Raw genomic sequence first — 24,475 nt, 5'->3', positions numbered from 1 at the left:
GCGGGCGCAACATGGCACTGGCCGCGCGTTTGGCGATGGGCCTGGCGATCGGCGTCGTACCGGTTGCGCTTCCCGTTTCGGCAAACGCGCAGACGACGGCGCGGGCCGCACCGACCAAGGCGCAGCTGGACAGCGCGGCGTTCACGCTGCGCATCATCATGACCGCGCTACAGTCGAAAGAGGTCGAGCAGCCGGTCAAGAATGCGCTGTTCGATTGCCTCTATTCCAATTCGATCGGTGAGATCAGCGCCGCAAGTGACAAGGTGATCGCCGCCAACGCGGGCAAGGTCGATCGCAAGGATGCGTCGCAGATGCTGGCGGTGGTTGCGGGCACCTGCGGCTATCGCCCCGCCGCCGCCGCTGGCAAGCCGGCCGCCAAGCCCGCCCCGAAGAAATAACCAAGCAGGCCGTTCACGTTGGGAGCGGCGGAGAAAAAAACATGGCATCGCATTCCGGTCTTCTTACCGTCATGGAGCGCGCCGCGCGCAAGGCGGGCAGCAAGCTCCGCCGCGACTTCGGCGAAGTCGAACATCTTCAGGTCAGCCGCAAGGGGCCGGCGGACTTCGTGTCCAAGGCCGACCAGCAGGCGGAAAAGACGCTGGTGGAAGAATTGCAGAAGGCGCGTCCCGACTGGGGCTTCCTGCTGGAAGAAGGGGGCGTGATCGAAGGCGATCCGAGCAAGCCGCGCTGGATCATCGATCCGCTGGACGGCACCACCAACTTCCTGCACGGCATCCCGCACTTCGCGATTTCGATCGCCGTCGAAGAGCCGCTGTACGGCGGCAAGCGGGAGGTCACCACCGGCCTCATCTATCAGCCCGTCACCGACGAAAGCTATTGGGCGGAAAAGAGCCGGGGCGCCTGGCGTCACGACCAGCGCCTGCGCGTGTCGGCCCGACGCGACCTGGCCGATTGCGTGATCGCCACCGGCATCCCGTTCATGGGCCATGGTAACATGGCCGAATGGACCCGCATTTTCGGGGCAGTCGCTCCCTCGGTTGCCGGCATCCGCCGTTTCGGCGCCGCGTCGCTCGACCTCGCCCATGTCGCGTCCGGCCGCTATGATGGCTATTGGGAAAGCGGTTTGCAGCCCTGGGACGTTGCCGCCGGCCTGTTGCTGGTCCGTGAAGCGGGCGGTTTCGCCAGCGATTTCCGCGGCGGCGATCAGGCGATCGAACGCAAGGAAGTGATCGCCGGCAATGACGCGATCCACAGCAAGCTGCATAAGTTGGTGGCCGGCGCGTTGCGCTGATCTGCCGTCATTCCGCCGCCATCCGCTGACCATCGAGGTCGGCAGGCGAGTCGTTTGAAGAAAAACCGGCGACCGGCCGCCCGCCCGATTGGGGAGGGGCGGACGGCCGCCGGCTTTCTTCGTCATGGACAGTTGGCGCCGTCGTCGCGCTGCGTGTGCGCTGTTGCAGATGGAGTCGGGGCGGCCTTGGAATGGCGGTCAGCCGAGATGAACCGGTACGTCATGTTGTGCGTGCCACGTGCAAGACGACTGCGCGATACGCATAACCCCTTAAGAGGCCGCTGGACGATATCGGCGGTCCAGGCCTTTGCCGCGCCGGTTTCCGGCCTGTTTGAACGAGTGTTCCTGGTGTTCCGCCGCTACCGCTAACATACGGATTTTTTGCGAATCATTCTCAGTCCCTTGGCCCCTTGCTTCGCATGTGCAGCGGGCCTAAAGCGCCCCCAACAATGACAATTTGTCCCAGGGGATAACATTGGTCGACCTCGCCCAATATCTGCCGATCCTGATTTTTCTGGGGATCGCCTTGCTGCTTTCCGGCACGTTCGTCTTTTTGCCGATGCTGGTGGGCCGCCTGACCGGTGCGCATAAGCCCGACCCTGCCAAGCTCTCCGAATATGAATGCGGTTTTCCCGCGTTTGAAGAGCCGCGCAGCCAGTTCGACGTGCGTTTCTATCTGGTCGCCATTCTCTTCATCATTTTCGATCTGGAGGCGGCGTTCCTGTTCCCGTGGGCTGTAAGCCTTGACCAGATCGGCTGGGCCGGCTGGGCAACGATGATGATCTTCATAGCGGAGCTGGTGCTCGGCCTCGTCTATGCGTGGAAGAAGGGAGCACTCGATTGGGAGTAGAACTCTATAACCCTGCGCCCGGCACCTTGCCCCCGCAGGGCACGCAGCCCGACCAGGACTTCTTCAACGCTCTGAACGGCGAAGTGAACGACAAGGGTTTCCTGGTCACGTCGACCGAGGAACTGTTCCAGTGGGCGCGCACCGGCTCGCTCTGGTGGATGACCTTCGGTCTCGCCTGCTGCGCGGTGGAAATGATCCACGTCAACATGCCGCGGTACGACATGGAGCGTTTCGGCGCCGCGCCGCGCGCGTCCCCGCGCCAGTCGGACGTGATGATCGTGGCCGGTACGCTGTGCAACAAAATGGCGCCTGCCCTGCGCAAGGTCTATGACCAGATGTCCAACCCGAAATATGTGATTTCGATGGGCAGCTGCGCCAATGGCGGCGGCTATTATCATTATAGCTATTCCGTCGTCCGTGGTTGCGACCGCATCGTGCCGGTCGATATCTACGTGCCGGGTTGCCCGCCGACCGCCGAAGCCCTGCTTTATGGCGTGATGCAGTTGCAGCGGAAGATCCGCCGCATCGGGACGATCGAGCGTTAATATGGCCCATTCCGCACCCAAGATCGTGAACCCCCAAGGCATTGCCGAGGAAATCGGCGCGTTGCTGGGGTCCATGCTGATCGAAACCGTCGATCATGCCGACGAATTGACCTTCACCGTCGTGCGAGAGGACCTGGCCAACGCCATGGTCGCGCTGCGTGACATGGGTCATTATCAGCAGCTGATGGAAATCGCCGGCGTCGACTATCCGGATCGTGCCGAACGGTTCGAGGTCGCCTATCATCTGCTGAGCGTCACGCGGAACCACCGCATCCGCGTGAAGGTATCGACCGACGAAGATATGCCCGTGCCGACCGTCACGCATCTCTGGCCGGTCGCCGGCTGGCTGGAGCGCGAAGTGTTCGACATGTATGGCGTCGTGTTCGACGGCAATACCGACCTGCGCCGCATCCTGACCGATTACGGGTTCAAGGGGCATCCGCAGCGCAAGGACTTTCCGCTGACCGGCTATGTCGAACTGCGCTATTCCGAAGAGGATAAGCGCGTCGTCTATGAACCGGTGAAGCTGGCGCAGGATTTCCGCAGCTTCGACTTCATGAGCCCGTGGGAAGGCGCGCAATATGTGCTGCCCGGCGACGAAAAGGCCGCTGCGCCCGCCGCCCCGGCTGCACCCGCCGCCGCCCCGACGCCCAAGGCGACCGAGAGCAAGGCCGACACCGGTGCTGGCGACGCCGCCAACAAGAAGGCAGAGGAAAAGTCGGGCGACGCCCCGGCCAAGCCTGCTGCCGCCATCGATGAAGGCAAGGGTGCTGCCAAGCCGGAGGACAAGGCATAATGTCCGATTATCTGGAAAAGCTGGACCATGTGACCGATGCGGCCGACCCGGCCTATGGCGACACGGAAATCCAGAATTATACGATCAACTTCGGCCCGCAGCATCCGGCGGCGCACGGCGTTTTGCGTCTGGTCATGGAACTGGAAGGCGAAATCGTCGAGCGCTGCGACCCGCATGTCGGCCTGCTGCATCGCGGCACCGAAAAGCTGATCGAATATAAGACCTATATGCAGGCGCTGCCCTATTTCGACCGGCTGGACTATTGTTCGCCGCTCGGCATGGAGCATAGCTATGTTCTGGCCGTCGAAAAGCTGCTGAACCTGGAAGTGCCGCTACGCGCGCAATATCTGCGCGTGTTCTTCGCGGAACTGACCCGCATCTGCAATCACATGCTGAACCTGGGATCGCATGTGATGGACGTCGGCGCGATGACGCCGAACCTGTGGCTGTTCGAAATCCGCGAGGATTGCCTCAACTTCTTCGAGCGGGCTTCTGGTGCGCGTATGCACAGCGCCTATTTCCGGCCGGGCGGCGTGCATCAGGATGTTCCGCTCAAGCTGCTGACCGACATTGCCGACTGGCTCGACACCCGTCTGCCGCGCCTGTTCGAGGATGCGATGAGCCTGGTGGTCGACAACCGCATCTTCAAGCAGCGCAATGTCGATATCGCCATCGTGAGCAAGGAAGACGCGCTGAAATGGGGCTTCTCCGGCCCGATGTTGCGCGGCTCCGGCATCGCCTGGGACATCCGCAAGGCGCAGCCTTACGACGTCTATGACCGCATGGACTTCGATATTCCGGTCGGCACGGCCTATGACTGCTATGACCGGTTCATGGTCCGCGTCGAAGAAGTGCGCCAGTCGGCACGCATCATGAAGCAGTGCCTCAATGAAATGCCCGAAGGGCCGATCGCCAGCTTCGACCGCAAGGTGTCGCCGCCCAAGCGCGGTGAAATGAAGCGGTCGATGGAAGCGCTGATCCACCACTTCAAGCTCTATACCGAAGGCTTTCATGTGCCGGCGGGCGAAGTCTATGTCGCGACCGAAAGCCCCAAGGGCGAATTCGGCGTCTATCTGGTCAGCGACGGCAGCAACAAGCCCTATCGCTGCAAGATCCGCCCGACCGCCTTCTCGCATTTGCAGGCGATGGATTTCATGATGAAGGGCCACATGCTGGCCGACACCACCGCTGTCCTCGGCGCCATGGACATCGTGTTTGGAGAGTGTGACCGCTAATGGCTGACGCAGTTCATATCCCGGATGAGGCCGAGACCCGCGCGCGCTGGGGCGCGTTCGAGTGGACGGCCGAAAATGCCGAACAGGCCAAGAAGGTCATCGCGCGCTACCCCGCCGGTCGCCAGCAGTCGGCTGTGATGCCGCTGCTCGACCTGGCCCAGCGCCAGGTGGCGGCGGAAACGCAGACCAATGGCTGGCTGCCCGTCCCTGTGATGGAATATATCGGGCGTCAGCTCGATATGCCCTATATGCGCGTCTATGAAGTCGCGACCTTCTATACCATGTACAATCTTGCGCCGGTCGGCCGCTATCATGTGCAGGTGTGCGGCACGACGCCGTGCATGCTGCGCGGTTCGGACGATGTTTTTTCGGCATGCAAGAACAAGGGGCTGGTCAAGGGTGGCACGACCCCCGACGGCCTCTTCACGCTGACCGAAGTCGAATGTCTTGGCGCCTGCGCCAACGCGCCGATGGTGCAGATCAACGACGATAATTTCGAAGATCTGACCTATGACAGCATGAGCGCGATCCTGGAGACGCTGGCCTCTGGCGGCCAGCCCAAGATCGGCCCGCAGATCGACCGCCAGACGAGCGCGCCCGAAGGCGGCCCGACCACCCTCAAGGAGATGGTCGGCGAGAATCACGACTATCGCGGTCAATGGAACGAAGGAGCGACGGCATGACCGATGCACCCGCACCGGCGCCCTTCGTCGGGCCGCTGTCCGACAAGGACCGTATCTTCACCAACGTCCATGGCTTCCAGGATTGGGGCGTCGACGCCGCCATGAAGCGCGGCGATTGGGACAATACCAAGAAGCTGATGGAGTTGGGGCAGGACGCCATCATCGACATCATCAAGGCGTCGAACCTGCGCGGTCGTGGCGGCGCCGGCTTCCCGACGGGCATGAAGTGGAGCTTCATGCCCAAGGAAAGCAAGGATGGCCGTCCCAGCTTCCTCGTCATCAACGCAGACGAATCCGAGCCGGGGTCTTGCAAGGACCGCGAAATCATCCGCCACGATCCGCACAAGCTGATCGAGGGCGCGCTGATCGCCGGTTTCGCGATGCGGGCGCGCGCCGCCTACATCTATATCCGTGGCGAGTTCATTTATGAGGCGAAGGTTCTCTTCGCCGCCGTCGAACAGGCCTATGAAAAGGGCTTTATCGGCAAGAATGCCTGCGGTTCCGGCTATGATTTCGACGTCTTCGTCCACCGTGGCGCGGGTGCATACATCTGCGGCGAGGAAACCGCACAGATCGAAAGCATCGAGGGCAAGAAGGGCCAGCCCCGCCTGAAGCCGCCTTTCCCGGCGGGTGCGGGTCTTTACGGTTGCCCGACCACCGTGAACAATGTGGAATCGATCGCGGTCAGCCCGACGATCCTGCGCCGTGGCGCGGCCTGGTTCAACGGCTTCGGCCGCGAAAATAATCGTGGCACCAAGCTGTTCCAGATCAGCGGTCATGTGAACAAGCCGTGCGTGGTCGAGGAATCGATGTCGATCCCGTTCCGCGAACTGATCGACCGTCATTGCGGCGGCATTCGGGGCGGTTGGGACAATCTGCTGGCTGTCATCCCCGGCGGATCGTCGGTGCCTCTGGTTCCTGCAAAGGAAATCATGGACGCGCCGATGGATTTCGACGGTCTGCGTGCGCTCGGCTCAGGCCTTGGCACCGCCGCCGTCATCGTCATGGACAAGTCGACCGACATCGTCCGCGCCATTTCGCGCCTCTCCTACTTCTACAAGCATGAGAGTTGCGGCCAGTGTACGCCGTGCCGCGAAGGCACCGGCTGGATGTGGCGCGTGATGGAGCGTCTGCGCACCGGCGACGCGGACCAGAGCGAAATCGACATGCTGTTCCAGGTGACCAAGCAGGTCGAAGGCCACACCATCTGCGCGCTTGGCGACGCGGCTGCCTGGCCGATCCAGGGCCTCATCAAGCATTTCCGCCCGGAAATCGAGCGCCGGATCAATGAGAACAAGGGTAGTGCCCCCGTCATGGAGGCAGCGGAGTAACCATGCCGAAGGTCAAAGTAGACGGCGTAGAATTGGAAGTCCCGGCCGGGGCGACGGTTCTTCAGGCTTGCGAGCAGGCGGGGAAGGAAATCCCCCGTTTCTGTTATCATGAGCGCCTTTCCATTGCGGGCAATTGCCGCATGTGCCTGGTCGAGGTGAAGCCCGGACCGCCCAAGCCCCAGGCTTCGTGCGCGTTGCCGGCCACCGAAGGCCAGGAAATCCGTACCGACAGCGAAATGGTCAAGAAGGCCCGCGAAGGGGTGATGGAGTTCCTGCTCATCAATCACCCGCTCGACTGCCCGATCTGCGATCAGGGCGGCGAGTGCGATCTTCAGGACCAGTCGGTCGCCTATGGCCGTGGTTCGTCGCGCTATGACGAAAACAAGCGCGCCGTGACCGAGAAGAATATGGGACCGATCGTCAAGACGGTCATGACCCGCTGCATCCAGTGCACCCGTTGCGTGCGCTTTGCAGAGGAAGTCGCGGGCGTGCCGGAAATCGGTGCCATCTATCGCGGCGAAAATATGCAGATCACCACCTATCTCGAACACGCCGCCAAGAGCGAGCTGTCGGGCAATGTGGTGGACCTCTGCCCGGTCGGGGCGCTCACGTCGAAGCCCTACGCTTTCGAAGCGCGTCCGTGGGAATTGAAGAAAACCCATGCGATCGACGTGATGGATGCGTTGGGCACCAACATCCGCCTCGACAGCCGCGGCCGTCAGGTGTTGCGCGCCGTGCCGCGCATCAACGATGACGTGAACGAGGAGTGGGCGTCAGACAAGACCCGGCACAATGTCGATGGTCTGGTCCGCAAACGCCTCGACAAGCCCTATGTCCGCAAGAATGGCAAGCTGGTTCCGGCAACCTGGGCAGAAGCCTTTGCCGCCGTCGCCGCTGTCCAGCATGGCGGCAGCGTCGCGGCGATCGCGGGCGACCTGCTCGATTGCGAAACCATGTTCGCCGGCAAGGCACTGGTCGAAAAGCTCGGCGGCACGATGCTGGAAGGCCGTCAGACCGGCTTGTCCTACGACGTATCGAGCCTGTCGTCGGTGGTGTTCAACACGCCGCTCGCAGACCTCGAAACCGCTGACGTCATCCTGCTGGTCGGCACCAACCTGCGCTGGGAAGCGCCGCTGGTGAACACCCGCATCCGCAAGGCGATCAAGAAGGGCGCGAAGATTTTCGCGGTCGGGCCGGAAGTCGACCTGACCTACAAGGTCGAATGGCTGGGTAACGACGCTTCGCTGCTCGCCAAGCTGCCCGAAGCAGTGCTGGAAGCGTTCAAGGGTGCGGCCCGCCCGGCGATGATCGTCGGCGGCGGCGTGCTGGCCAAGGACGGCGCCCATGGCGACACGCTGGCGCTGGTCGAGACGCTGGGCCTCGTTAAAGAGGGCTGGAACGGCTATAACGTCCTGCACTTCGCGGCGGCCCGCATGGGCGGCCTGATGCTGGGCTATGCGACGCAGGGTGGCATCAAGGCGGTGGCGCAGGCCGCGCCGAAGCTGCTGATCTCGCTGGGCGCCGACGAAGTCGATTATGCGGCGTTCGAAGGCAGCTTCAAGCTGTATGTCGGCCATCATGGCGACAAGGGCGCGCACGCGGCGGACGTGATCCTGCCGGGCGCCAGCTATGCCGAGAAGGCGGGCACCTATGTCAATCTGGAGGGCCGCGTGCAGTTTGGTGAAAAGGCCGTGTTCGCGCCGGGCGACGCCCGCGAAGACTGGTCGATCCTGCGCGCGCTGTCCGAAGCGCTGGGCGCCAAGCTGCCGTTCGACAGCTTCGAGCAGCTGCGGGCCGAAATGGTGAAGGCGGTTCCGGCGCTGGGCGTGGAAGGTCTGGCCAATTATGGTTGGTCCATCCCGTCGCTGCCCACCGGTGCGACCGGCGAGTTCGGTTCGCCGATCAAGGATTTCTATCTCACCAACGCCATCTGCCGTGCCAGCCCGACGATGCAGCAATGCTCTGCCGAGCTGATCCATGGTGCCGAGTATGCGGAGGCCGCAGAGTGACCGCTTTCTTCCAAGGCCTCGGCCTGCCTTTCGAAGGCGCCTGGCTGCTTTCCACCGTCATCGGCATTTTGGTGATCTGCCTTCCCGTCATGCTGGCGGTGGCGATGATCATTTATGCCGATCGGAAGATCTGGGCGGCGATGGCGCTGCGCCGTGGTCCCAACGTCGTTGGTCCCTTCGGCTTGCTCCAGTCGTTTGCAGATGGTCTGAAGGTCTTCCTTCAGGAAACCATCATTCCGTCGGCGGCGAACAAGACGCTGTTTCTGATCGCGCCGATCATCACCTTTACCGTGGCACTCATGGCCTGGGCGGTGATCCCGTTCCAGGTGGGCGTGGTCGTCTCCAACATCAATGTCGGCCTGCTCTACATTCTGGCGATCAGTTCGCTGGGCGTCTATGGCGTGGTGCTGGCCGGTTGGGCGTCCAACTCCAAATATCCCTTCTATTCCGCGATCCGCGCCAGCGCGCAGATGATCAGCTATGAAGTTTCGATCGGCTTCATCATCATCACGGTGGTGCTGTGGGCAGGCAGTTTCAACCTGACCGCGATCGTCGAAAGCCAGAAGGGCTATTATGGTCTGGTGAACGGCAACTTCATCAACCCGCTGCTGTTCCCCATGGCGATCATGTTCCTGATTTCGGCGCTTGCCGAAACGGCCCGCGCCCCATTCGACCTGACCGAAGCGGAAAGCGAGCTGGTCGCGGGGTACCAGACCGAATATTCGTCCATGGCCTTCGCGCTCTACTGGCTTGGCGAATATGCCAACGTCATCCTGATGTGCGCGCTGAACGCGATCCTGTTCTGGGGTGGCTATCTGCCACCGCTCGACTGGGCGCCGCTCTATGCCGTGCCGGGCATTCTCTGGCTGTTCGCCAAAATGCTCTTCTTCTTCTTCGTCTTCTCCTGGGTGAAGGCGACGGTGCCCCGCTACCGTTATGACCAGTTGATGCGGCTGGGCTGGAAAATCTTCCTGCCGACCTCGCTCTTCTTCGTCTTCCTGGTTTCGGGCTTCCTCATGCTGACGCGCTATGGAGGCGCACAATGAGCCTCGGTTATTACGTCAAGAGCTTTACCCTCTGGGAGTTTGTGAAGGCGCACTGGCTGACCTTGAAGTATTTCTTCAAGCCCAAGGCGACGATCAACTATCCGTACGAGAAGAACCCGATCTCGCCGCGCTTCCGTGGTGAACATGCGCTGCGCCGCTACCCCAATGGGGAAGAACGCTGCATCGCATGCAAGCTGTGCGAGGCCATCTGTCCCGCGCAGGCGATCACCATCGAAGCGCAGCCGCGCGACGATGGCAGCCGCCGCACCACGCGCTACGACATCGACATGACCAAGTGCATCTATTGCGGCTTCTGCCAGGAAGCCTGCCCGGTCGATGCGATTGTCGAGGGACCGAATTTCGAATTCGCAACCGAAACCCGCGAGGAGCTGATCTACGACAAGAACAAGCTCCTGGAAAACGGCGACAAGTGGGAACGGGCGATTGCCGCGAACCTTGCCGCCGATGCCCCCTATCGTTAAGCCGCCGGCGTCAAAGGGAATATGAACCTGTGATCCACGTCCTCGCCTTCTACCTGTTCGCCATTTTGGTGGTGAGCAGCGGCGCGCTCACGATATTGTCGCGCAACCCGGTCCATTCGGTCCTCTGGCTGATCCTGTCCTTCTTCAACGCTGCCGGTCTGATGATCCTGCTCGGCGCCGAATTCATCGCGATGCTGCTCGTCATCGTCTATGTCGGCGCGGTGGCGGTGCTGTTCCTGTTCGTCGTCATGATGCTCGACATCGACTTCGCCGAACTGCGGGCTGGCTTCGTCGATTATCTGCCCTTCGGCCTGCTTATCGCGCTGGTGCTGCTGGCGGAAATCATTCTGGGCATCGGCCTGTGGAGTGCAGGTCCGATCGAACTTGCGCAGCGCGCGGCGCCGGCCAACCCGGAACTGTCGAACATTCAGGCGATCGGCGGGCTGCTTTATACCCGCTACATCTTCCTGTTCGAAGCGGCGGGCATCGTCCTGCTGGTTGCCATGATCGGTGCCATCGTCTTGACCCACCGCGCTCGTGGCGGCGTGAAGGGCCAGAATGTCGCCAAGCAGAACCGTCGCCGTCCGCAGGATGCGACGCGAAACATCAATCAGCCCGTGGGGCAGGGGGTGGAGCTGTGATCGGCCTTCAACATTATATGGTGGTCAGCGCCATCCTCTTCGTGATGGGGGTGCTGGGCATCTTCATCAACCGCAAGAATGTCATCATCATCCTGATGGCGATCGAGCTGATCCTTTTGAGCGTGAACATCAACCTCGTAGCCTTCAGCGCCTTCCTGGGCGATCTGGTGGGTCAGGTCTTCTCGATGTTCGTGCTGACCGTCGCGGCGGGTGAGGCGGCCATCGGCCTTGCCATCCTCGTCATCTACTTCCGCGGTCGCGGCACCATCGCCGTCGACGACGTCAACCGGATGAAGGGCTGAGCCTCCTGACATGATTCAGTATATCGTCCTTCTTCCGCTGCTGGCGGCTGCCATCGCCGGCCTTGGCAACAAGGCCCTTGGCAAGCTGCCGGCCAAGATCATCACCACCGGCGCGCTGTTCATCGCTTGCGCGCTGAGCTGGGCGACCTTCATTCCCTTCCTGCTCGGCGACGCGCAAGCATCGGTCACGCCGCTGTTCACCTGGATCGAAAGCGGCAGCTTCGATGCCCAGTGGGCGCTGCGCGTCGACACGATGACGGCGGTCATGCTGGTGGTCATCACCAGCGTGTCGAGCCTCGTCCACCTCTACAGCTGGGGCTATATGGACGAAGAGCCGGATCAGCCGCGCTTCTTCGCCTATCTCTCGCTCTTCACCTTCGCGATGCTGATGCTCGTGACCGCGAACAATCTGCTCCAGATGTTCTTCGGCTGGGAAGGCGTTGGCCTGGCCTCCTACCTGCTCATCGGCTTCTGGTTCCGTAAGCCCAGCGCCAACGCGGCCGCGATCAAGGCGTTCGTCGTCAACCGCGTCGGCGACCTTGGCTTCATGATGGGCATTTTCGGCACCTATCTGGTGTTCAACACCATATCGATCCCGGAAATCCTGGAGGCCGCGCCCTCCATGGCCGGCTCGACCATCGGCTTCCTTGGCTACCGCTTCGACACAATGACCGTGCTCTGCCTGCTGCTGTTCGTCGGCGCGATGGGCAAGTCGGCGCAGCTTGGCCTGCACACCTGGTTGCCGGATGCGATGGAAGGCCCGACGCCTGTGTCGGCGCTGATCCACGCGGCGACCATGGTGACTGCCGGCGTCTTCATGGTCTGCCGCCTGTCGCCTATGTTCGAAACGTCGGAAACGGCGCTGACCGTCGTCACCTATGTCGGTGCCGCGACCTGCCTGTTCGCCGCGACGGTCGGTACCGTGCAGACAGATATCAAGCGCGTCATCGCCTATTCGACCTGTTCGCAGCTGGGCTATATGTTCTTCGCCGCGGGCGTCGGCGCCTATGGCGCGGCGATGTTCCACTTGTTCACGCACGCCTTCTTCAAGGCGCTGCTGTTCCTGGGCGCTGGTTCGGTCATTCATGCGATGCACCATGAACAGGACATGCGCTACTATGGCGGCCTGCGTAAGAGCATCCCGATCACCTTCTGGACGATGACGTTGGGAACGCTGGCCATCACCGGCGTCGGCCTGCCGATCGTCGGCGTGGGCTTTGCCGGCTTCTATTCGAAGGACGGTATCCTCGAAGCGGCCTATGCGGCTGGCGGTGCGGGTACCGGTGCGTTCATCGTCGGCGTGTTCGCTGCACTGTTGACCAGCTTCTATAGCTGGCGCCTGGTGTTCCTCACCTTCTTCGGCAAGCCGCGCTGGACCCAGTCCGAGCATATCCAGCATGCGTTGCATGACGCCCATGGCCATGGCCATGACGACCACGGTCACGACGCGCATGGTCACGACGCGCATGCGGCGCATGCCCATGACGCCCATGGCCATGACGATCATCATGCGCATGATGCCGGCGACGGTACCGGCGGCTATCACCCGCATGAAAGCCCGCTGGTCATGCTGATCCCGCTGCTGGTGCTGAGCCTGGGCGCAGTCTTTGCCGGCTTCGTCTTCCACGACCAGTTTATAGGGCCAGAAGGCGGCATCGAATTCTGGAAGGGCGCGCTCGCGTTCGACAGCCATCTGATGCACGAAGCGCATCTGGTGCCGACCTGGGTGAAGTTCTCGCCGTTCACGGTGATGCTGACCGGTCTGGTCATCGCCTGGCTCGCCTACATCAAGAACATCGACTGGCCGCGCCGCTTCGTCGCGACCTTCGGCGGCCTCTACCAGTTCCTGCTCAACAAGTGGTACTTCGACGAACTGTACAACTTCCTGTTCGTCAAGCCTGCCTTCGCCATCGGCCGCTTCTTCTGGAAGTTCGGTGACGTGGGCTTCATCGACCGCTTCGGCCCCAACGGGCTGGCCGCTCTGGTCGTGCAGGGCAACAAGATCACCCGTCGGCTTCAGTCCGGCTACCTCTACACCTACGCGCTGGTGATGCTCATCGGGCTCGCCGCGGCAGCAACCTGGGCGATGACACGATAATGGACGGCTTCCCCATCCTTTCCCTGATGATGGCAGTGCCGATGGCCGGGGCCATCGCCTGCCTGTTCGCGGGCGCCAACACTGCGCGCTGGATCGCGTTGATCGCGACTCTGGTCGATTTCGTCCTCGGCATCGTCCTGTGGATGAATTTCGACCAGGGCGGGCTGCAATGGCAGTTCCAGGAATATGCGCCGATCTTCGGTCGCTTCGCCTGGGCGCTGGGTATCGACGGTATCGCCCTGATGCTGATCGCGCTGACCGTGTTCCTGATGCCGATCTGCATCGGCGCCAGCTGGAGCGCGATCAACAAGCGCGTCGGCGAATATATGGCGGCGTTCCTGTTCATGGAGGTGCTGATGATCGGCGTCTTCACGGCGCAGGATCTCTACCTCTTCTACATCATGTTCGAAGCCGGCCTGATCCCGATGTACCTGATCATCGGCATCTGGGGTGGCGCGGACCGCATCTACGCTTCGTACAAATTCTTCCTCTATACGCTGTTCGGTTCGGTCCTGATGCTGATCGCGATGATGTGGATGGTACATGAAGCCGGTTCGACCGAAATTCCGGTCCTGATGGCCTATAACTTCGATCCGCATGTCCAAACCTGGCTGTTCCTGGCCTTCTTCGCCAGCTTCGCGGTGAAGATGCCGATGTGGCCGGTCCACACCTGGCTGCCCGATGCGCACGTTCAGGCGCCGACGGCAGGGTCGGTCATTCTGGCAGGCGTGCTGCTGAAGATGGGTGGCTATGGCTTCATCCGCTTCTCGCTGCCGATGTTCCCCGAAGCCTCGGCGCAGTTGGCGCCGCTGGTCTGGGGCCTGTCGATGGTCGCGGTGGTCTATACCAGCCTCGTCGCGCTCGTTCAGTCGGACATGAAGAAGCTGATCGCCTATTCGTCGGTCGCGCATATGGCGATCGTCACCATCGGCCTGTTCGCCTTCAACCAGGCGGGCATCGAGGGCGCGATGATGGTCATGCTGGGCCACGGTCTGGTCGCTGGCGCATTGTTCCTGTGCGTGGGCGTCGTCTATGACCGCCTTCATACCCGCGAGATCAATCGCTACGGTGGCCTCAGCATCAACATGCCGCGCTACGCCGTGCTGTTCCTGTTCTTCACCATGGCATCGGTCGGTCTGCCGGGTACGTCCAACTTCGTCGGTGAATTCCTGTCGCTGATGGGCGTTTATCAGGCATCGAGCTGGGTCGCCCTGGTGTGCACCACGGGCATCATTCTGGGCGCAGCCTATATGCTCTATCTTTATCGCCGCATCTGCTACGGCGATCAGGTGAATGCCGATGCTGCGGCCATGCCCGACCTGTCGATCCGGGAATTCTGGTTGATGGCGCCGATCGCAGCCGTGGTGCTGTGGATGGGCGTCTATCCGGAAAGCTTCCTGGCCCCGATGCGGTCCGACATCCGCGCGCTCGAAGCGCGCCTCGCCCCTGCGGCTCCCGCAGGAGATTCCAAGATCAAGATGGGTGCGCCCAAGCCTAAAAGCGAGGGCCACCATGAAGAAGCATCCGCGCACGGGGAGGCGCACTGATGATTGACTCCGCTTCCCTTCTGGCGGTCGTGCCGGAACTCATCCTGACGGCGGGTGGGCTGGCATTGATGCTGGTCGCGGCCTTTGGCGGCGACGGCTCGGCCCGGATCGTCAACTGGCTGTCGGTGATCGTGCTCGCCATCGCAGGCGTTTCTCTGTCCTGCTCGCTGGCCCATGGTCCGGACGCCTTTGATGGCCTCTACCGCGCAGACGCCTTTTCGGCCTTTGCCAAGGCGCTGATCTATGGTGCAGCGGCGGCGGCTATCCTGCTGGCTCCGCGCTTCTTCTCGGTAGGCGGCAATCCGCGCCCCGAATATCCGGTGCTGATCCTGTTCGCTGCCATCGGCATGGGCATGATGGTCTCGGCGGGCGACATGCTGACGCTTTATGTCGGCCTGGAAATGAACAGCCTGGCCTCCTATGTGCTGGCGAGCTTCATGCGCCAGGACGTACGCTCTTCCGAAGCCGGCCTGAAATATTTTGTGCTTGGCTCGCTGGCGAGTGGCATCCTGCTCTACGGCATCTCGCTGCTTTACGGTTTCACCGGCAGCACCGCGTTCGACGGCATTGCCGTGGCGCTGGGTGATGGCGTGTCGAAGGGCGAACTGTTCGGTCTGGTCTTCGTGCTGGCAGGGCTGGCGTTCAAGATCAGCGCCGTGCCGTTCCACATGTGGACGCCCGACGTCTATGAAGGCGCGCCGACCCCGGTCACGACCTTCTTCGCCAGCGCGCCCAAGGTTGCGGCCATCGGCCTGACCGTGCGCGTCGCGATCGAGGCGCTGGGTCCGGCGGGTCTGGACTGGCAGCAGATCGTGATCTTCGTCGCGCTCGCCTCCATCCTGTTCGGCGCCGTGGCCGCCATCGGCCAGACGAACATCAAGCGCCTGATGGCCTATTCGTCGATCAACAATGTCGGCTTCGCACTGATCGGTCTGGCGGCCGGTACGCCCGCCGGTGCGGCCGCGACGATGAGCTACATGGCGATCTACGTCATCATGACCATCGGCGGTTTCGCCTGCATCCTGCAATTGCGCGATGCCGACGGCAAGCCGGTCGAGGAGATCGCCAAGCTGGCCGGCCTGTCGCAGTCGCGCAAGGGGCTGGCGGCCGCGCTCGCCATCTTCATGTTCTCGATGGCCGGTATCCCGCCGCTCTTCGGCTTCTGGGCGAAATTCCTGGTGTTCGATGCGGCGGTCGCGTCCGGCCTGACGGCGCTGGCCGCCTTCGGTATCGCCATGTCGGTGATCGGTGCCTTCTATTATCTCAAGATCATCAAGACGATGTATTTCGACGAGCCGGTCGCCACCTATGAGGCGAAGGGCGGCCCGGTCGAGAACATCATCCTGACGGCCTGCGCCGTGGTGATCGTCCTGGGTTACCTGCTCAACCCCATGCTGGATCAGGCGAGCGCTGCCGCGGCAGCGTCGCTCTTCTGACGCTGCTTCGTTTCGTCGAGGAAACCGGTTCCACCAACGCCGATATGCTGGCGTTGGCGGAGCAGGGGGGCGCTGACGGTAGCTGGTTGCGCGCCGCGCGCCAGACCGGAGGCAAGGGGCGCATGGGGCGCACCTGGGAAAGCCCCGATGGCAATCTTTACTGCTCTACGCTGGTCCGGTTGCAGTCGACCGATCCTTTGCCCCACACGCTGGCGCTGGTTGCCGCCAATGCGGTCCATGCACTTGTCGCGCCGCTGTGTGTGGGCCAAGCGCGGATCAAATGGCCCAATGACATATTAGTCGATGGCGCCAAGATCGCCGGCATATTGCTTGAGCGGGCGGGCGACGCGATCGTCGTGGGCATCGGCATCAACGTGACCGGCCACCCGGTCGGGCTGGATCGCCCGGTCACCAGCCTGATGACGCAGGGGAGCGGAGACGCCTCGGCCGAAGCGCTTTATGATCGGCTCGCCCAGCTTTTCGGTCATTGGCTATCCATCTGGCGGGCGCAGGGGCTGGACCCCATCCGCACCCACTGGCTGCTCAATGCCCATCCTACCGGCACGCCGATGCGCGTGATTCAGCCAGATGGCGGGCAGGTCGAGGGGGCATTCGACACGCTTGATCGACAGGGCATGCTGATCCTGCGCTTGGCGAATGGGGACAGTCGTGCCATTCACGCCGGCGACATCATTCTCAACTGAGGGACCGGCCATGCTTCTCGCGATCGACGCGGGTAACACCAATGTCGTTTTCGCGCTGCTAGACGGGCGCGAGATCAAGACACGCTGGCGCATCGCCACCGATCCCCGGCGCACGGCTGACGAATATGTCGTCTGGCTGAACCAGCTTTTGCAGCTGGAAGGCTATGCCATCGCCGATGTCGAAGCCGTCATCATCGCCACCGTCGTGCCGCGCGCGCTCCATAATTTGCAGGTGCTGGCCGAGAAATATTTCAAGACCACGGCGCTGGTCGCCGGCCAGGGACCGGTCGATTGGGGCATCAAGCTGGACGTGGCCGAGCCTGGGTCCGTTGGTGCGGACCGGGTTGTAAATGCGATCGCCGCCCACCATCTTTATCAGGATGATCTGATCGTCATCGATTTCGGGACGGCGACGACCTTCGACGTGGTCGATTATAGCGGTGCCTACAAGGGCGGCGTGATCGCGCCGGGTATCAACCTGTCGCTGGATGCGCTGGTCGCCGCCGCAGCCAAACTGCCCAAAATCGCGATCGAGCCACCGGAAAGCCGGTCGGTGATCGGGCGCACCACGGTAGATGCGATGCAGATCGGCGTTTTTTGGGGTTATGTGGCGATGATGGAAGGGCTGGTCGCGCGTATCCGCGCCGAGATCGGCCGTCCGGCCAAGGTAATTTCGACCGGAGGACTAGCCGTCCTCTTCAATGACAATAGCAATATTTTCGATGCGATCGCACCGGACCTGACCATCTTGGGGCTGGCGCTGTTGCACGAGCGGAGTTTGAAAACATAATGATACCCAAGGATGAACTGATTTTCCTGGCCCTTGGCGGTTCGGGCGAAATCGGCATGAACGTCAATCTATATGGCTGCCAGGGCAAATGGGTCATGGTCGATCTGGGCCTGACTTTTGCCGATCCCAATTATCCCGGCGTGGAATTGATCCTGCCGGACCTGAGCTTCATCGAGGACCGGCGCGACGACCTGTTGGGCATCGTCCTGACCCATGGGCATGAAGATCACATCGGCGCGATCCCCTATCTGGCCGCCGACCTTGGCGTGCCGCTTTACGCCACGCCCTTCACCGCGGGCCTGATCCGGATGAAGCTGGAAGAGGAGGGCCTCAGCAAGGACGTGAAGCTGCATGTGATCCAGAATGAAGGCAGCTTCAGTCTGGGTCCGTTCGGTTTCCGCTATGTCCCGCTCGCCCACTCCATTCCGGAGGGCAATGCGGTGCTGATCGACACGCCTTATGGCCGCATCTTCCACACCGGCGACTGGAAGCTGGACGAGCAACCGCTGCTCGGCCAGCCCTCGACCCCGGCGGAGTTGACCGCGATCGGCGACGACGGTGTGCTGGCGCTGGTGTGCGACAGCACCAATGTGTTCAACGACAAGGCCAGCGGTTCCGAAGGCGATGTGCGCGATGGGCTGATGCAGGCCGTCGCCGGCGCCAAGGGGCGGGTACTGGTCACAACCTTTGCGTCCAATGCCGCGCGGGTGCAGACTTTGGGGGAAGTTGCGGCGGCGACGGGACGCAAGGTGTGCGTCGCTGGCCGCTCGCTCGACCGCATCATCGGCACTGCCAAGGCGGCAGGCTATCTCAAGGATTTTCCGCCGACCGTCGATTGGGACGACGTCATGGGCCTGCCGCGCGATGAGGTGATGATCATCGCCACGGGCGGACAGGGTGAGGCGCGGGCCGCGCTGTCGCGCATCGCGTTCGACAGCCATCCGATCAAGCTGGCGGAAGGGGACACGGTCGTCTTCTCGTCCAAGCAAATCCCCGGCAATGAAATCGCCATCGGCCGCATCCAGAATGCACTGGCGCAGAAGAATATCCTGATGATCACCGATCGCCAGGCCGAGGTGCATGTGTCGGGTCATCCCGGCCGACCGGAACTGGAAGCCATGTATCGCTGGATTCGGCCTGAGATATTGCTGCCGGTCCATGGCGAGCGCCGCCATATGGCGGAGCAGGCGCGGCTTGGCATTGCCACGGGCATCCGCCATGCGGTGGTTCAGTCCAACGGCGACCTGCTGCGTCTGGCGCCAGGTGCGCCGGAAATTATCGGCCAGCAGGAAACCGGGCGACTGGTGCTGGACGGCGACGTCATCCTGCCCGCCGACGGATCGACCATGAACGAGCGGCGCAAGCTCGGCCTGCATGGTCAGATCAGCGTGGCCGTGGCGATCGACCGCAAGGGCAAGCTGATCGGCGATCCCATGCTGCGGACGCAGGGTGTGCCGGTGGAGGAAGACAAGGCGGCTTTCCTGGCGGAAGCGGCCGAGGAAGCCGCCGCTGCCATTCCCAAGGGATCGCTGGAGGAAGAGGCCTTGCGGGAACGTCTCCGTCTGGCCGTGCGCCGCACCGCGACGCGCTGGACCGGCAAGAAGCCGATAGTGGACGTTCTGATCGTTCGCGCCTAAAAAGGCACGATGAACTGGTACGCCATCTTCGCCATCTATTTCCTGATGTGGGTCATCAGTGCCTTCATCATGCTCCCCTTCGGCATCCGTACCCCCAATGAAACGGGTGAAGTGCTGCTGAAGGGGCAGGCGGACAGCGCACCGAGCAATTTCCGCCCCACCGTCGTGATGATGCGCGCGACCATATTGGCGACGATCCTGTTCGGCCTCTATTATGCCAATTATGTTCAGGGCTGGGTGACGCTGGACATGCTGCCCGGCTATCGCGTCGCGCGATGAGGGAGGCGGCGGAGCGGATCGTTCGCGCCGCTGCCGTTCATGCGGAATCCTGGGCGCGGATGCGCGCCGCGCTCTGGCCGGATGCCAGCCTATCCGATCATCGGGATGATATTGCCGACAGTCTGGCGGCAGGCGCCAACGGCGCGGCTGCCTTTGTCGCACTGGACGAGCAGGGCGATGCCGTCGCCTTTGTCGAGGCGGCGCTGCGCCACGATTATGTCAATGGGTGCGATACCAGCCCGGTTCTGTTCGTGGAGGGGCTGTATGTCGCGCCTGATGCACGACGGGCCGGGTTGGCGCGCGCGTTGATCGAAGCGGTGGCGGCATGGGGACGATCCATGGACTGCACCGAAATGGCGTCGGACGCCGATATCGCCAATCTGTCCAGCCATGCCTTTCACCAGGCCGCCGGTTTCGCTGAAACCGAGCGGGTGGTCTATTTTCGCAAACTGATCGGCTGAGCCGCCGCCTTACTGCCGCAGTCGCTCGATGGCTTGGGCGAGGGCGACATAGAGCTTGCCCATGTCGGACGAGAGGACCGCGACGCCCAATGCGTTGCCATCGCGGGCCGACAGGATGATCCGCAACATGGATTCGAAATCGTGGATGTAGCGGTTCACATGATCGCGGAATTCCGCGTCATTATCATAATGGATCGCGATTTCGCGCGATTCGCCGGCATCCAGCAGCTTCACCGCGCGGCGTGTAAACACGCCCCGGTCGCCCTTCAGATAGGCGGACCAGGCCGAATCGGTCACATCGTTGGACAGCAGCTTCGCCACGTCGATCGCCGTACTGTTGAGCGATTCGATCAGCAGCGCCGAACGCCGCGCAAAATGGTCACGGTCGCGGGTTTCCGACGCACGCTCTGCTTCTTCGATCCGCTGCTCCACACTGGCGCTGGTGTCGGCGATCGTCAGCAATTGACGGGTCAGGCGTTCCGATGCCTGATGCGCGGCCTTGACTGCCTCTTCTGCTACCCGCGCGACCTGCTCGATCTGCGCTGTGACCTTCTCGCCAATCACGGCCTGTAACGCTTCGTCGCTGGCCTGGGCCAAATGTTGCGCAGCGTCGGGGATCGCGCGACCCAATGCCTGCCGCGCACGCTCGGCGGCCTGATCGGCCGTGTCCTTGACCCGCAACAATGCGGTCACCAGCAGCGGCCCGGCGCCTTCTGTAATGCGGGTTGCATCCTGATGCGCCCCGTCCAGCGTTGTGCGCAACCGCTCCACCAAGGCGCGATTGGCCTCCAGTCCGCCCTGCGTACTTTCCAGCCATTCGGTCAGGCGGCTGCCCTGACCGCGCAGCATTTCCTCGGCTTCCTCGGTCCGCCCGACCAGCGCCTCCGAAATCGCCTCCAGTCGTTCCATTTCGGGCGTGGTACTGCCCAAAAGGGTGCGGCTCTGTTGCAGGCGGGCGTCGAACCGCTCCAGCGCGGCCGGATAGGTTTCGTCCAGTTCCCGAACGCTCGAATCGAGTGCGACGAGCAGCGTTTCGGCGCAACCGATCAGCTTTTCGGCGGTCACGCCGCCCGCCGCCAGCGCCTGGTCGATGCGCTGCGTTTCCTCCGTCATGCGCATCAGCGCGCCGGTCAACCGTTCGCCGCGCGCCAGAGCGCTGTCCTCCAGCGCGGCAAAACGCACTTCGGTGCTGGCGATCGTGTCGTGCAGTCCGCTGTGCAGGCCGGACATCAGGCTGCGCTGCCCTTCGATCAGGTCGTTGATCTGGTGCAGTCGGCTTTCGACATCGCCGATCGTATCGCTAAGGCCGGCGACAGTCTCGTCGCCGATCGCCGTCAGGCTTTCACGCGAGCGATTGATTAGCGCGTCGAGCGATGCTGTCTGGCTGCTGAGGCCGCCATCGGTGATGGCCAGGGTCTCCTGCGCGCGTTGCAACGCCGCGTCGAGGCGACGACGCAGATCCGTTTCCATCGCCTCCATGTCGCGCTCCAGCACCGCCATGGCGTCCTGGCTGGCCTGACCGATGCCCTTTTCGGCGGCGGATACCAAGGCTTCGAGCGCCTGGGCCCGACGGGTCAGCGCGTCGTCGGTGGTGGCCATGCCGGCCTGTATCGTACGCTGCGCATTGTCCAGCCGGGTGCGTAAGGCAGCTTCGGCGGCATCCAGATCCTGCGTCAGCGCCTGGCGCACCTGCGCGCTCGTGGTCGCAACCCCGGTCTGCGCCGCGTCGATCAACGCCGTCAGCGCGGCGGCATGTGCTTCGATATCTTCACGGCTGCGGTCCATCGCCTGCCGCGCGCCCTGCGCGGTCGCGTCGATCCGGCCCGACGCGATGTCGGACATGCCTGTAACCTCTTCGGCGGCCGACCGGGTCGATTCCTGCAATTGGGTCAGCTGGCTCGCCAGGCTCTTGGTTGCGGCCAGCGTGCGGGCGCGCGCATCGTCGGACAGTTCGCCCAGCGCATGCAACCGCGCTTCCAGCGTGTCGATCCGTTCGGACAGGGCATGGCCATTGTCCATCATCTGCGCGGTCATGCGACCGGTACGATCTTCCAGTTCGGGGATCGACCCGATCAGCTGATCCATCCGTGATACCAGGGCCATGGCCGCACGCTCGGCGGTTTCGGCCTTGTCGGCGGTGGTCTGGGCGCGCCCTGCTATCAGTTCGGCGGAGGCTTCCATATTGCTGCTGGCCGCGGCGCCATAGCTGTCGAGCAATTCGGCCTGATCCTGCATCGCCTGGCGCGCGGATTCCAATTGGGTGCTGATCCGACCTAGCCGCAGTTCCAGCAGATCCGCTTCGGTTCGCAGCGCGCGTGCGGTGTCGAGATAGCGGCGTGATTCGGTCCGGCTGTTGCGGACCAGCAGCATATAGACGACGGCCAGCAATATCAGGGGAATAGCGAGGGTGACGAACCCATTGGCCCAGGCGAAGGGACCGGCGGCCAGATTGCCAGAAGTAGCAATGGCCCAGCCGGCAAAGCCGACCCAGCCGATCGCCAGCACGGCCAGGGCCCAGCGCATCTTCCTTACCGAGCTTTCGCCAACGCCGTCGGCCGCCTCATTCTCATCTATGTCGAGAACGGCTTGTTTCAAAAGCAAAATATCGTCCATCTGCGACTCGTTGCCGGTCGCGGTTTGTTCGTCTCGCCAGAACTCGACGATGGTGCTGCCCCCTGTCATGTCCGCATCCTAGCATCTTTTCCCGCTTCGGAAATGCCCTGTTACCAAAACTTAACGCAAGCCCGATAGCGTTTGTCCCATGTCCTATGATCCTGGCGCCCTTCATGCCGCTTTGGCGGCCGCAGTCGGCGACGATAGTGCGTTGATCGCCGATCTGCGCGTTGCCTTTCTGGAAAGCGCCACCCGGCAAGTCGATCTGTTGGGGCGGGCGCGTTGCGACGCCAATTGGGAATTGGCGGCCTGGCGATTGAAGGGGCTTGCGGCCAGCTTTGGTCTGACCGCCCTGATCGCGCTGGCCGACGAGGCAGCGGCCGCGGCACCCGGCGATCCGCGCGTGCTGCGCAAGTTGCGGGCGGCATTGCAGGTGCTCGATCAAGCCTGATCGGTTCTGCCCGTGGTCTGAGCAAATGGGCCGCTTGCGCGAAACGCGCGCGCTTGCGAAAAGGTCGCCGCACAACAATCGGGTCACAAGCGTAACAATATGAGCTTCGCCGCTATTCTCAGCGCCAGCCGCGCATCGGGCGATTCGCCTCCGGGCCTGCGTGCAAGCCTCTATTTCGCCGGCCAGACCCTGGTGGAATATCAGGCGCGGCAAGCGGCGCAGGCCGGCGCCGACCGTATCATGATATTGGTGAGCGTCATCACACCGGCCCTTTCTCAGGCCGTCGATCGGCTGAGCGCGGACGGCATCGCCGTCGCGCTGGTGCGGGACATGGTGTCGATGGTGCGGGATGCGCCGCGCGACAGCGACGTCTTGCTTGTCGCCGATGGCGCAATCGTGTCGCAGGCGCATTTCGATGCAATGGGCGCGGCGGACGGCAATGTCATGCTGGTAGTCGACGATAGCCGGGCGAGCACCCCTTTTGAGCGGATCGACGCGGGCCAGCGTTGGGCCGGGCTGGCAAGGATCAGTCCGGACCTGCTGTTCGGCACGCTCGACATGATCGGCGACTGGGATCTGGCGCTCACGCTGGTGCGCACCGCCGTACAGAAGGGGGCGCGGCGGATCACCGTGCCACAGGACGACCTGCTGGAAGGGCGTGTCGCACTGGTCGAAACGCAGGCGCAGGCAGATCTGGTGGCGCAGGCGGTAACCGCCGTCGGCGCGGCGCAGGCGCAGGCGCGGGGAGGCATCGAACATTATCTGCTGGCGCCGGTCGCGCGGATCGTCAGTCCGCCATTGATGCGGATGCAGGTGCCGGCAATTCAGGTGCGGATCGCCGCGGTCGCGCTGGGCACCGTCGCGCTTGTGCCGATCGAATTGGGATGGCCGCTGACCGGCTTTTTCCTGCTATGCGGTGCGCTGCTCCTGTCTGAAATCAGCGACCGGCTGGGCGATCTGGCGTTGCGCGCGCCGTTGACGAACTGGCTGGCCTTTTGCGCGCCGCTGGCCGTGCTGGCGGGCATGGTCTTTGCCGGCGGCACCACCATGGCGGCTGATCTGGCATTGTTGCTGGGCATCGTGATGGTAGCCGATCGTTGGGGCCGTACCGGCGCGGCGCGGCCATGGATGATCTTCACCCCCGGCACGGCCTTGCTGCTGCTGATCCTGACCGGGTTCGTCGGCATGATGGCACAGGGCTTTCGTACCGCGATCTTGTTGGCAATTGCATCGCTTGGCGCCATGCTCTTGCGCAAGCCGGGATGATGATTTTACCTGCAGGGTTTA

24 protein-coding genes are annotated in these 24,475 nt (G+C 62.8%); 23 read left to right on the top strand and 1 reads right to left on the bottom strand.

Features of this window, described 5'->3' with window-relative positions; all coding sequences use genetic code 11:
* Nucleotides 1-11 precede the first annotated feature (11 nt).
* The 21 genes from AC07UX_RS05705 (at nt 12) to aac(6') (ending at nt 20,124) form a co-directional block, all read left to right on the top strand.
* On the top strand, nt 12-398 hold the full coding sequence (locus AC07UX_RS05705; RefSeq protein WP_495190986.1) for a hypothetical protein: 387 nt from the start codon (nt 12-14) through the stop codon (nt 396-398).
* 41 nt (nt 399-439) lie between these two features.
* Complete coding sequence (locus AC07UX_RS05700; RefSeq protein ID WP_495190985.1) at nt 440-1,252, top strand: inositol monophosphatase family protein; 813 nt, start codon at nt 440-442, stop codon at nt 1,250-1,252.
* 475 nt (nt 1,253-1,727) lie between these two features.
* Nucleotides 1,728-2,102 (top strand): NADH-quinone oxidoreductase subunit A, encoded by a 375-nt coding sequence (locus AC07UX_RS05695; protein WP_056689651.1) that lies wholly within the window; start codon nt 1,728-1,730, stop codon nt 2,100-2,102.
* On the top strand, nt 2,093-2,647 hold the full coding sequence (locus tag AC07UX_RS05690) for a NuoB/complex I 20 kDa subunit family protein (protein WP_120250226.1): 555 nt from the start codon (nt 2,093-2,095) through the stop codon (nt 2,645-2,647). The genes AC07UX_RS05695 and AC07UX_RS05690 overlap by 10 nt, the downstream gene beginning before the upstream one ends.
* A gap of 1 nt (nt 2,648) precedes the next feature.
* Nucleotides 2,649-3,443 carry an NADH-quinone oxidoreductase subunit C gene (locus tag AC07UX_RS05685; protein ID WP_495190984.1) on the top strand — a complete coding sequence of 265 codons (795 nt, stop codon included), beginning with the start codon at nt 2,649-2,651 and terminating at the stop codon, nt 3,441-3,443.
* Nucleotides 3,443-4,678 (top strand): NADH-quinone oxidoreductase subunit D, encoded by a 1,236-nt coding sequence (locus tag AC07UX_RS05680; protein WP_150425308.1) that lies wholly within the window; start codon nt 3,443-3,445, stop codon nt 4,676-4,678. Before AC07UX_RS05685 ends, AC07UX_RS05680 begins: the two co-directional genes overlap by 1 nt.
* The gene (locus tag AC07UX_RS05675) at nt 4,678-5,361 is read left to right on the top strand and encodes a complex I 24 kDa subunit family protein (protein WP_495190983.1); all 684 of its coding nucleotides are present in this window, start codon (nt 4,678-4,680) and stop codon (nt 5,359-5,361) included. The genes AC07UX_RS05680 and AC07UX_RS05675 overlap by 1 nt, the downstream gene beginning before the upstream one ends.
* Nucleotides 5,358-6,692, top strand: coding sequence for an NADH-quinone oxidoreductase subunit NuoF (gene nuoF, locus AC07UX_RS05670; protein WP_495190982.1), 1,335 nt, complete (start codon nt 5,358-5,360; stop codon nt 6,690-6,692). The genes AC07UX_RS05675 and nuoF overlap by 4 nt, the downstream gene beginning before the upstream one ends.
* A gap of 2 nt (nt 6,693-6,694) precedes the next feature.
* Complete coding sequence (gene nuoG / locus AC07UX_RS05665; protein WP_495190981.1) at nt 6,695-8,701, top strand: NADH-quinone oxidoreductase subunit NuoG; 2,007 nt, start codon at nt 6,695-6,697, stop codon at nt 8,699-8,701.
* Entirely contained in the window at nt 8,698-9,747 is a 1,050-nt protein-coding gene (nuoH, locus tag AC07UX_RS05660) for an NADH-quinone oxidoreductase subunit NuoH (protein ID WP_495190980.1), read from the top strand. Before nuoG ends, nuoH begins: the two co-directional genes overlap by 4 nt.
* Nucleotides 9,744-10,229: an NADH-quinone oxidoreductase subunit NuoI gene (gene nuoI / locus AC07UX_RS05655; RefSeq protein WP_150425304.1), complete on the top strand. Its 486-nt coding sequence runs from the start codon at nt 9,744-9,746 to the stop codon at nt 10,227-10,229. Before nuoH ends, nuoI begins: the two co-directional genes overlap by 4 nt.
* A 29-nt stretch (nt 10,230-10,258) precedes the next feature.
* Entirely contained in the window at nt 10,259-10,870 is a 612-nt protein-coding gene (locus tag AC07UX_RS05650) for an NADH-quinone oxidoreductase subunit J (protein WP_495190979.1), read from the top strand.
* Nucleotides 10,867-11,172, top strand: coding sequence for an NADH-quinone oxidoreductase subunit NuoK (nuoK, locus tag AC07UX_RS05645; protein WP_004211745.1), 306 nt, complete (start codon nt 10,867-10,869; stop codon nt 11,170-11,172). The genes AC07UX_RS05650 and nuoK overlap by 4 nt, the downstream gene beginning before the upstream one ends.
* A gap of 10 nt (nt 11,173-11,182) precedes the next feature.
* A complete protein-coding gene (nuoL, locus tag AC07UX_RS05640) occupies nt 11,183-13,270 on the top strand; it encodes an NADH-quinone oxidoreductase subunit L (protein ID WP_495190978.1) in 2,088 nt (695 codons plus the stop codon).
* On the top strand, nt 13,270-14,817 hold the full coding sequence (locus AC07UX_RS05635) for an NADH-quinone oxidoreductase subunit M (protein ID WP_495190977.1): 1,548 nt from the start codon (nt 13,270-13,272) through the stop codon (nt 14,815-14,817). Before nuoL ends, AC07UX_RS05635 begins: the two co-directional genes overlap by 1 nt.
* Complete coding sequence (gene nuoN, locus AC07UX_RS05630; RefSeq protein ID WP_495190976.1) at nt 14,817-16,253, top strand: NADH-quinone oxidoreductase subunit NuoN; 1,437 nt, start codon at nt 14,817-14,819, stop codon at nt 16,251-16,253. The genes AC07UX_RS05635 and nuoN overlap by 1 nt, the downstream gene beginning before the upstream one ends.
* A gap of 2 nt (nt 16,254-16,255) precedes the next feature.
* The gene (locus AC07UX_RS05625; protein WP_495191800.1) at nt 16,256-16,957 is read left to right on the top strand and encodes a biotin--[acetyl-CoA-carboxylase] ligase; all 702 of its coding nucleotides are present in this window, start codon (nt 16,256-16,258) and stop codon (nt 16,955-16,957) included.
* Nucleotides 16,958-16,967: 10 nt separating this feature from the next.
* Entirely contained in the window at nt 16,968-17,747 is a 780-nt protein-coding gene (locus AC07UX_RS05620) for a type III pantothenate kinase (protein ID WP_495190975.1), read from the top strand.
* A complete protein-coding gene (locus AC07UX_RS05615; protein WP_495190974.1) occupies nt 17,747-19,384 on the top strand; it encodes a ribonuclease J in 1,638 nt (545 codons plus the stop codon). Before AC07UX_RS05620 ends, AC07UX_RS05615 begins: the two co-directional genes overlap by 1 nt.
* Nucleotides 19,385-19,393: 9 nt before the next feature.
* A complete protein-coding gene (locus AC07UX_RS05610) occupies nt 19,394-19,663 on the top strand; it encodes a DUF1467 family protein (RefSeq protein WP_495190973.1) in 270 nt (89 codons plus the stop codon).
* A complete protein-coding gene (gene aac(6'), locus AC07UX_RS05605; protein WP_495190972.1) occupies nt 19,660-20,124 on the top strand; it encodes an aminoglycoside 6'-N-acetyltransferase in 465 nt (154 codons plus the stop codon). Before AC07UX_RS05610 ends, aac(6') begins: the two co-directional genes overlap by 4 nt.
* Nucleotides 20,125-20,133: 9 nt before the next feature.
* On the opposite strand, the gene AC07UX_RS05600 is transcribed toward aac(6'), so the two are convergent.
* Nucleotides 20,134-22,806 (bottom strand): coiled-coil domain-containing protein, encoded by a 2,673-nt coding sequence (locus AC07UX_RS05600; RefSeq protein WP_495190971.1) that lies wholly within the window; start codon nt 22,804-22,806, stop codon nt 20,134-20,136.
* Between the two features lie 79 nt (nt 22,807-22,885).
* On the opposite strand from AC07UX_RS05600, the gene AC07UX_RS05595 reads away from it, so the two are divergent.
* Both AC07UX_RS05595 and AC07UX_RS05590 read left to right on the top strand, forming a co-directional pair.
* Nucleotides 22,886-23,188 (top strand): Hpt domain-containing protein, encoded by a 303-nt coding sequence (locus AC07UX_RS05595; protein WP_495190970.1) that lies wholly within the window; start codon nt 22,886-22,888, stop codon nt 23,186-23,188.
* Between the two features lie 99 nt (nt 23,189-23,287).
* Nucleotides 23,288-24,454 (top strand): hypothetical protein, encoded by a 1,167-nt coding sequence (locus tag AC07UX_RS05590; protein WP_495190969.1) that lies wholly within the window; start codon nt 23,288-23,290, stop codon nt 24,452-24,454.
* Nucleotides 24,455-24,475: the final 21 nt, after the last annotated feature.

Source organism: Sphingobium sp. GW821-FHT02B05 (assembly GCF_059421905.1).
The sequence above is the reverse complement of the archived record's forward strand: the minus strand, read 5'-3'. Positions and strand labels throughout refer to the sequence as shown.

Bases quoted from the DNA above. Each gene is read 5' to 3' on its own strand.
- AC07UX_RS05705 (WP_495190986.1), top strand. From the start codon at position 12: ATGGCACTGGCCGCGCGTTTGGCGATGGGCCTGGCGATCGGCGTCGTA.
- AC07UX_RS05700 (WP_495190985.1), top strand. From the start codon at position 440: ATGGCATCGCATTCCGGTCTTCTTACCGTCATGGAGCGCGCCGCGCGC.
- AC07UX_RS05685 (WP_495190984.1), top strand. From the start codon at position 2,649: ATGGCCCATTCCGCACCCAAGATCGTGAACCCCCAAGGCATTGCCGAG.
- AC07UX_RS05680 (WP_150425308.1), top strand. From the start codon at position 3,443: ATGTCCGATTATCTGGAAAAGCTGGACCATGTGACCGATGCGGCCGAC.
- AC07UX_RS05675 (WP_495190983.1), top strand. From the start codon at position 4,678: ATGGCTGACGCAGTTCATATCCCGGATGAGGCCGAGACCCGCGCGCGC.
- nuoF (WP_495190982.1), top strand. From the start codon at position 5,358: ATGACCGATGCACCCGCACCGGCGCCCTTCGTCGGGCCGCTGTCCGAC.
- nuoG (WP_495190981.1), top strand. From the start codon at position 6,695: ATGCCGAAGGTCAAAGTAGACGGCGTAGAATTGGAAGTCCCGGCCGGG.
- nuoI (WP_150425304.1), top strand. From the start codon at position 9,744: ATGAGCCTCGGTTATTACGTCAAGAGCTTTACCCTCTGGGAGTTTGTG.
- nuoL (WP_495190978.1), top strand. From the start codon at position 11,183: ATGATTCAGTATATCGTCCTTCTTCCGCTGCTGGCGGCTGCCATCGCC.
- AC07UX_RS05635 (WP_495190977.1), top strand. From the start codon at position 13,270: ATGGACGGCTTCCCCATCCTTTCCCTGATGATGGCAGTGCCGATGGCC.
- nuoN (WP_495190976.1), top strand. From the start codon at position 14,817: ATGATTGACTCCGCTTCCCTTCTGGCGGTCGTGCCGGAACTCATCCTG.
- AC07UX_RS05620 (WP_495190975.1), top strand. From the start codon at position 16,968: ATGCTTCTCGCGATCGACGCGGGTAACACCAATGTCGTTTTCGCGCTG.
- AC07UX_RS05615 (WP_495190974.1), top strand. From the start codon at position 17,747: ATGATACCCAAGGATGAACTGATTTTCCTGGCCCTTGGCGGTTCGGGC.
- AC07UX_RS05610 (WP_495190973.1), top strand. From the start codon at position 19,394: ATGAACTGGTACGCCATCTTCGCCATCTATTTCCTGATGTGGGTCATC.
- AC07UX_RS05600 (WP_495190971.1), bottom strand. From the start codon at position 22,806: ATGACAGGGGGCAGCACCATCGTCGAGTTCTGGCGAGACGAACAAACC.
- AC07UX_RS05595 (WP_495190970.1), top strand. From the start codon at position 22,886: ATGTCCTATGATCCTGGCGCCCTTCATGCCGCTTTGGCGGCCGCAGTC.
- AC07UX_RS05590 (WP_495190969.1), top strand. From the start codon at position 23,288: ATGAGCTTCGCCGCTATTCTCAGCGCCAGCCGCGCATCGGGCGATTCG.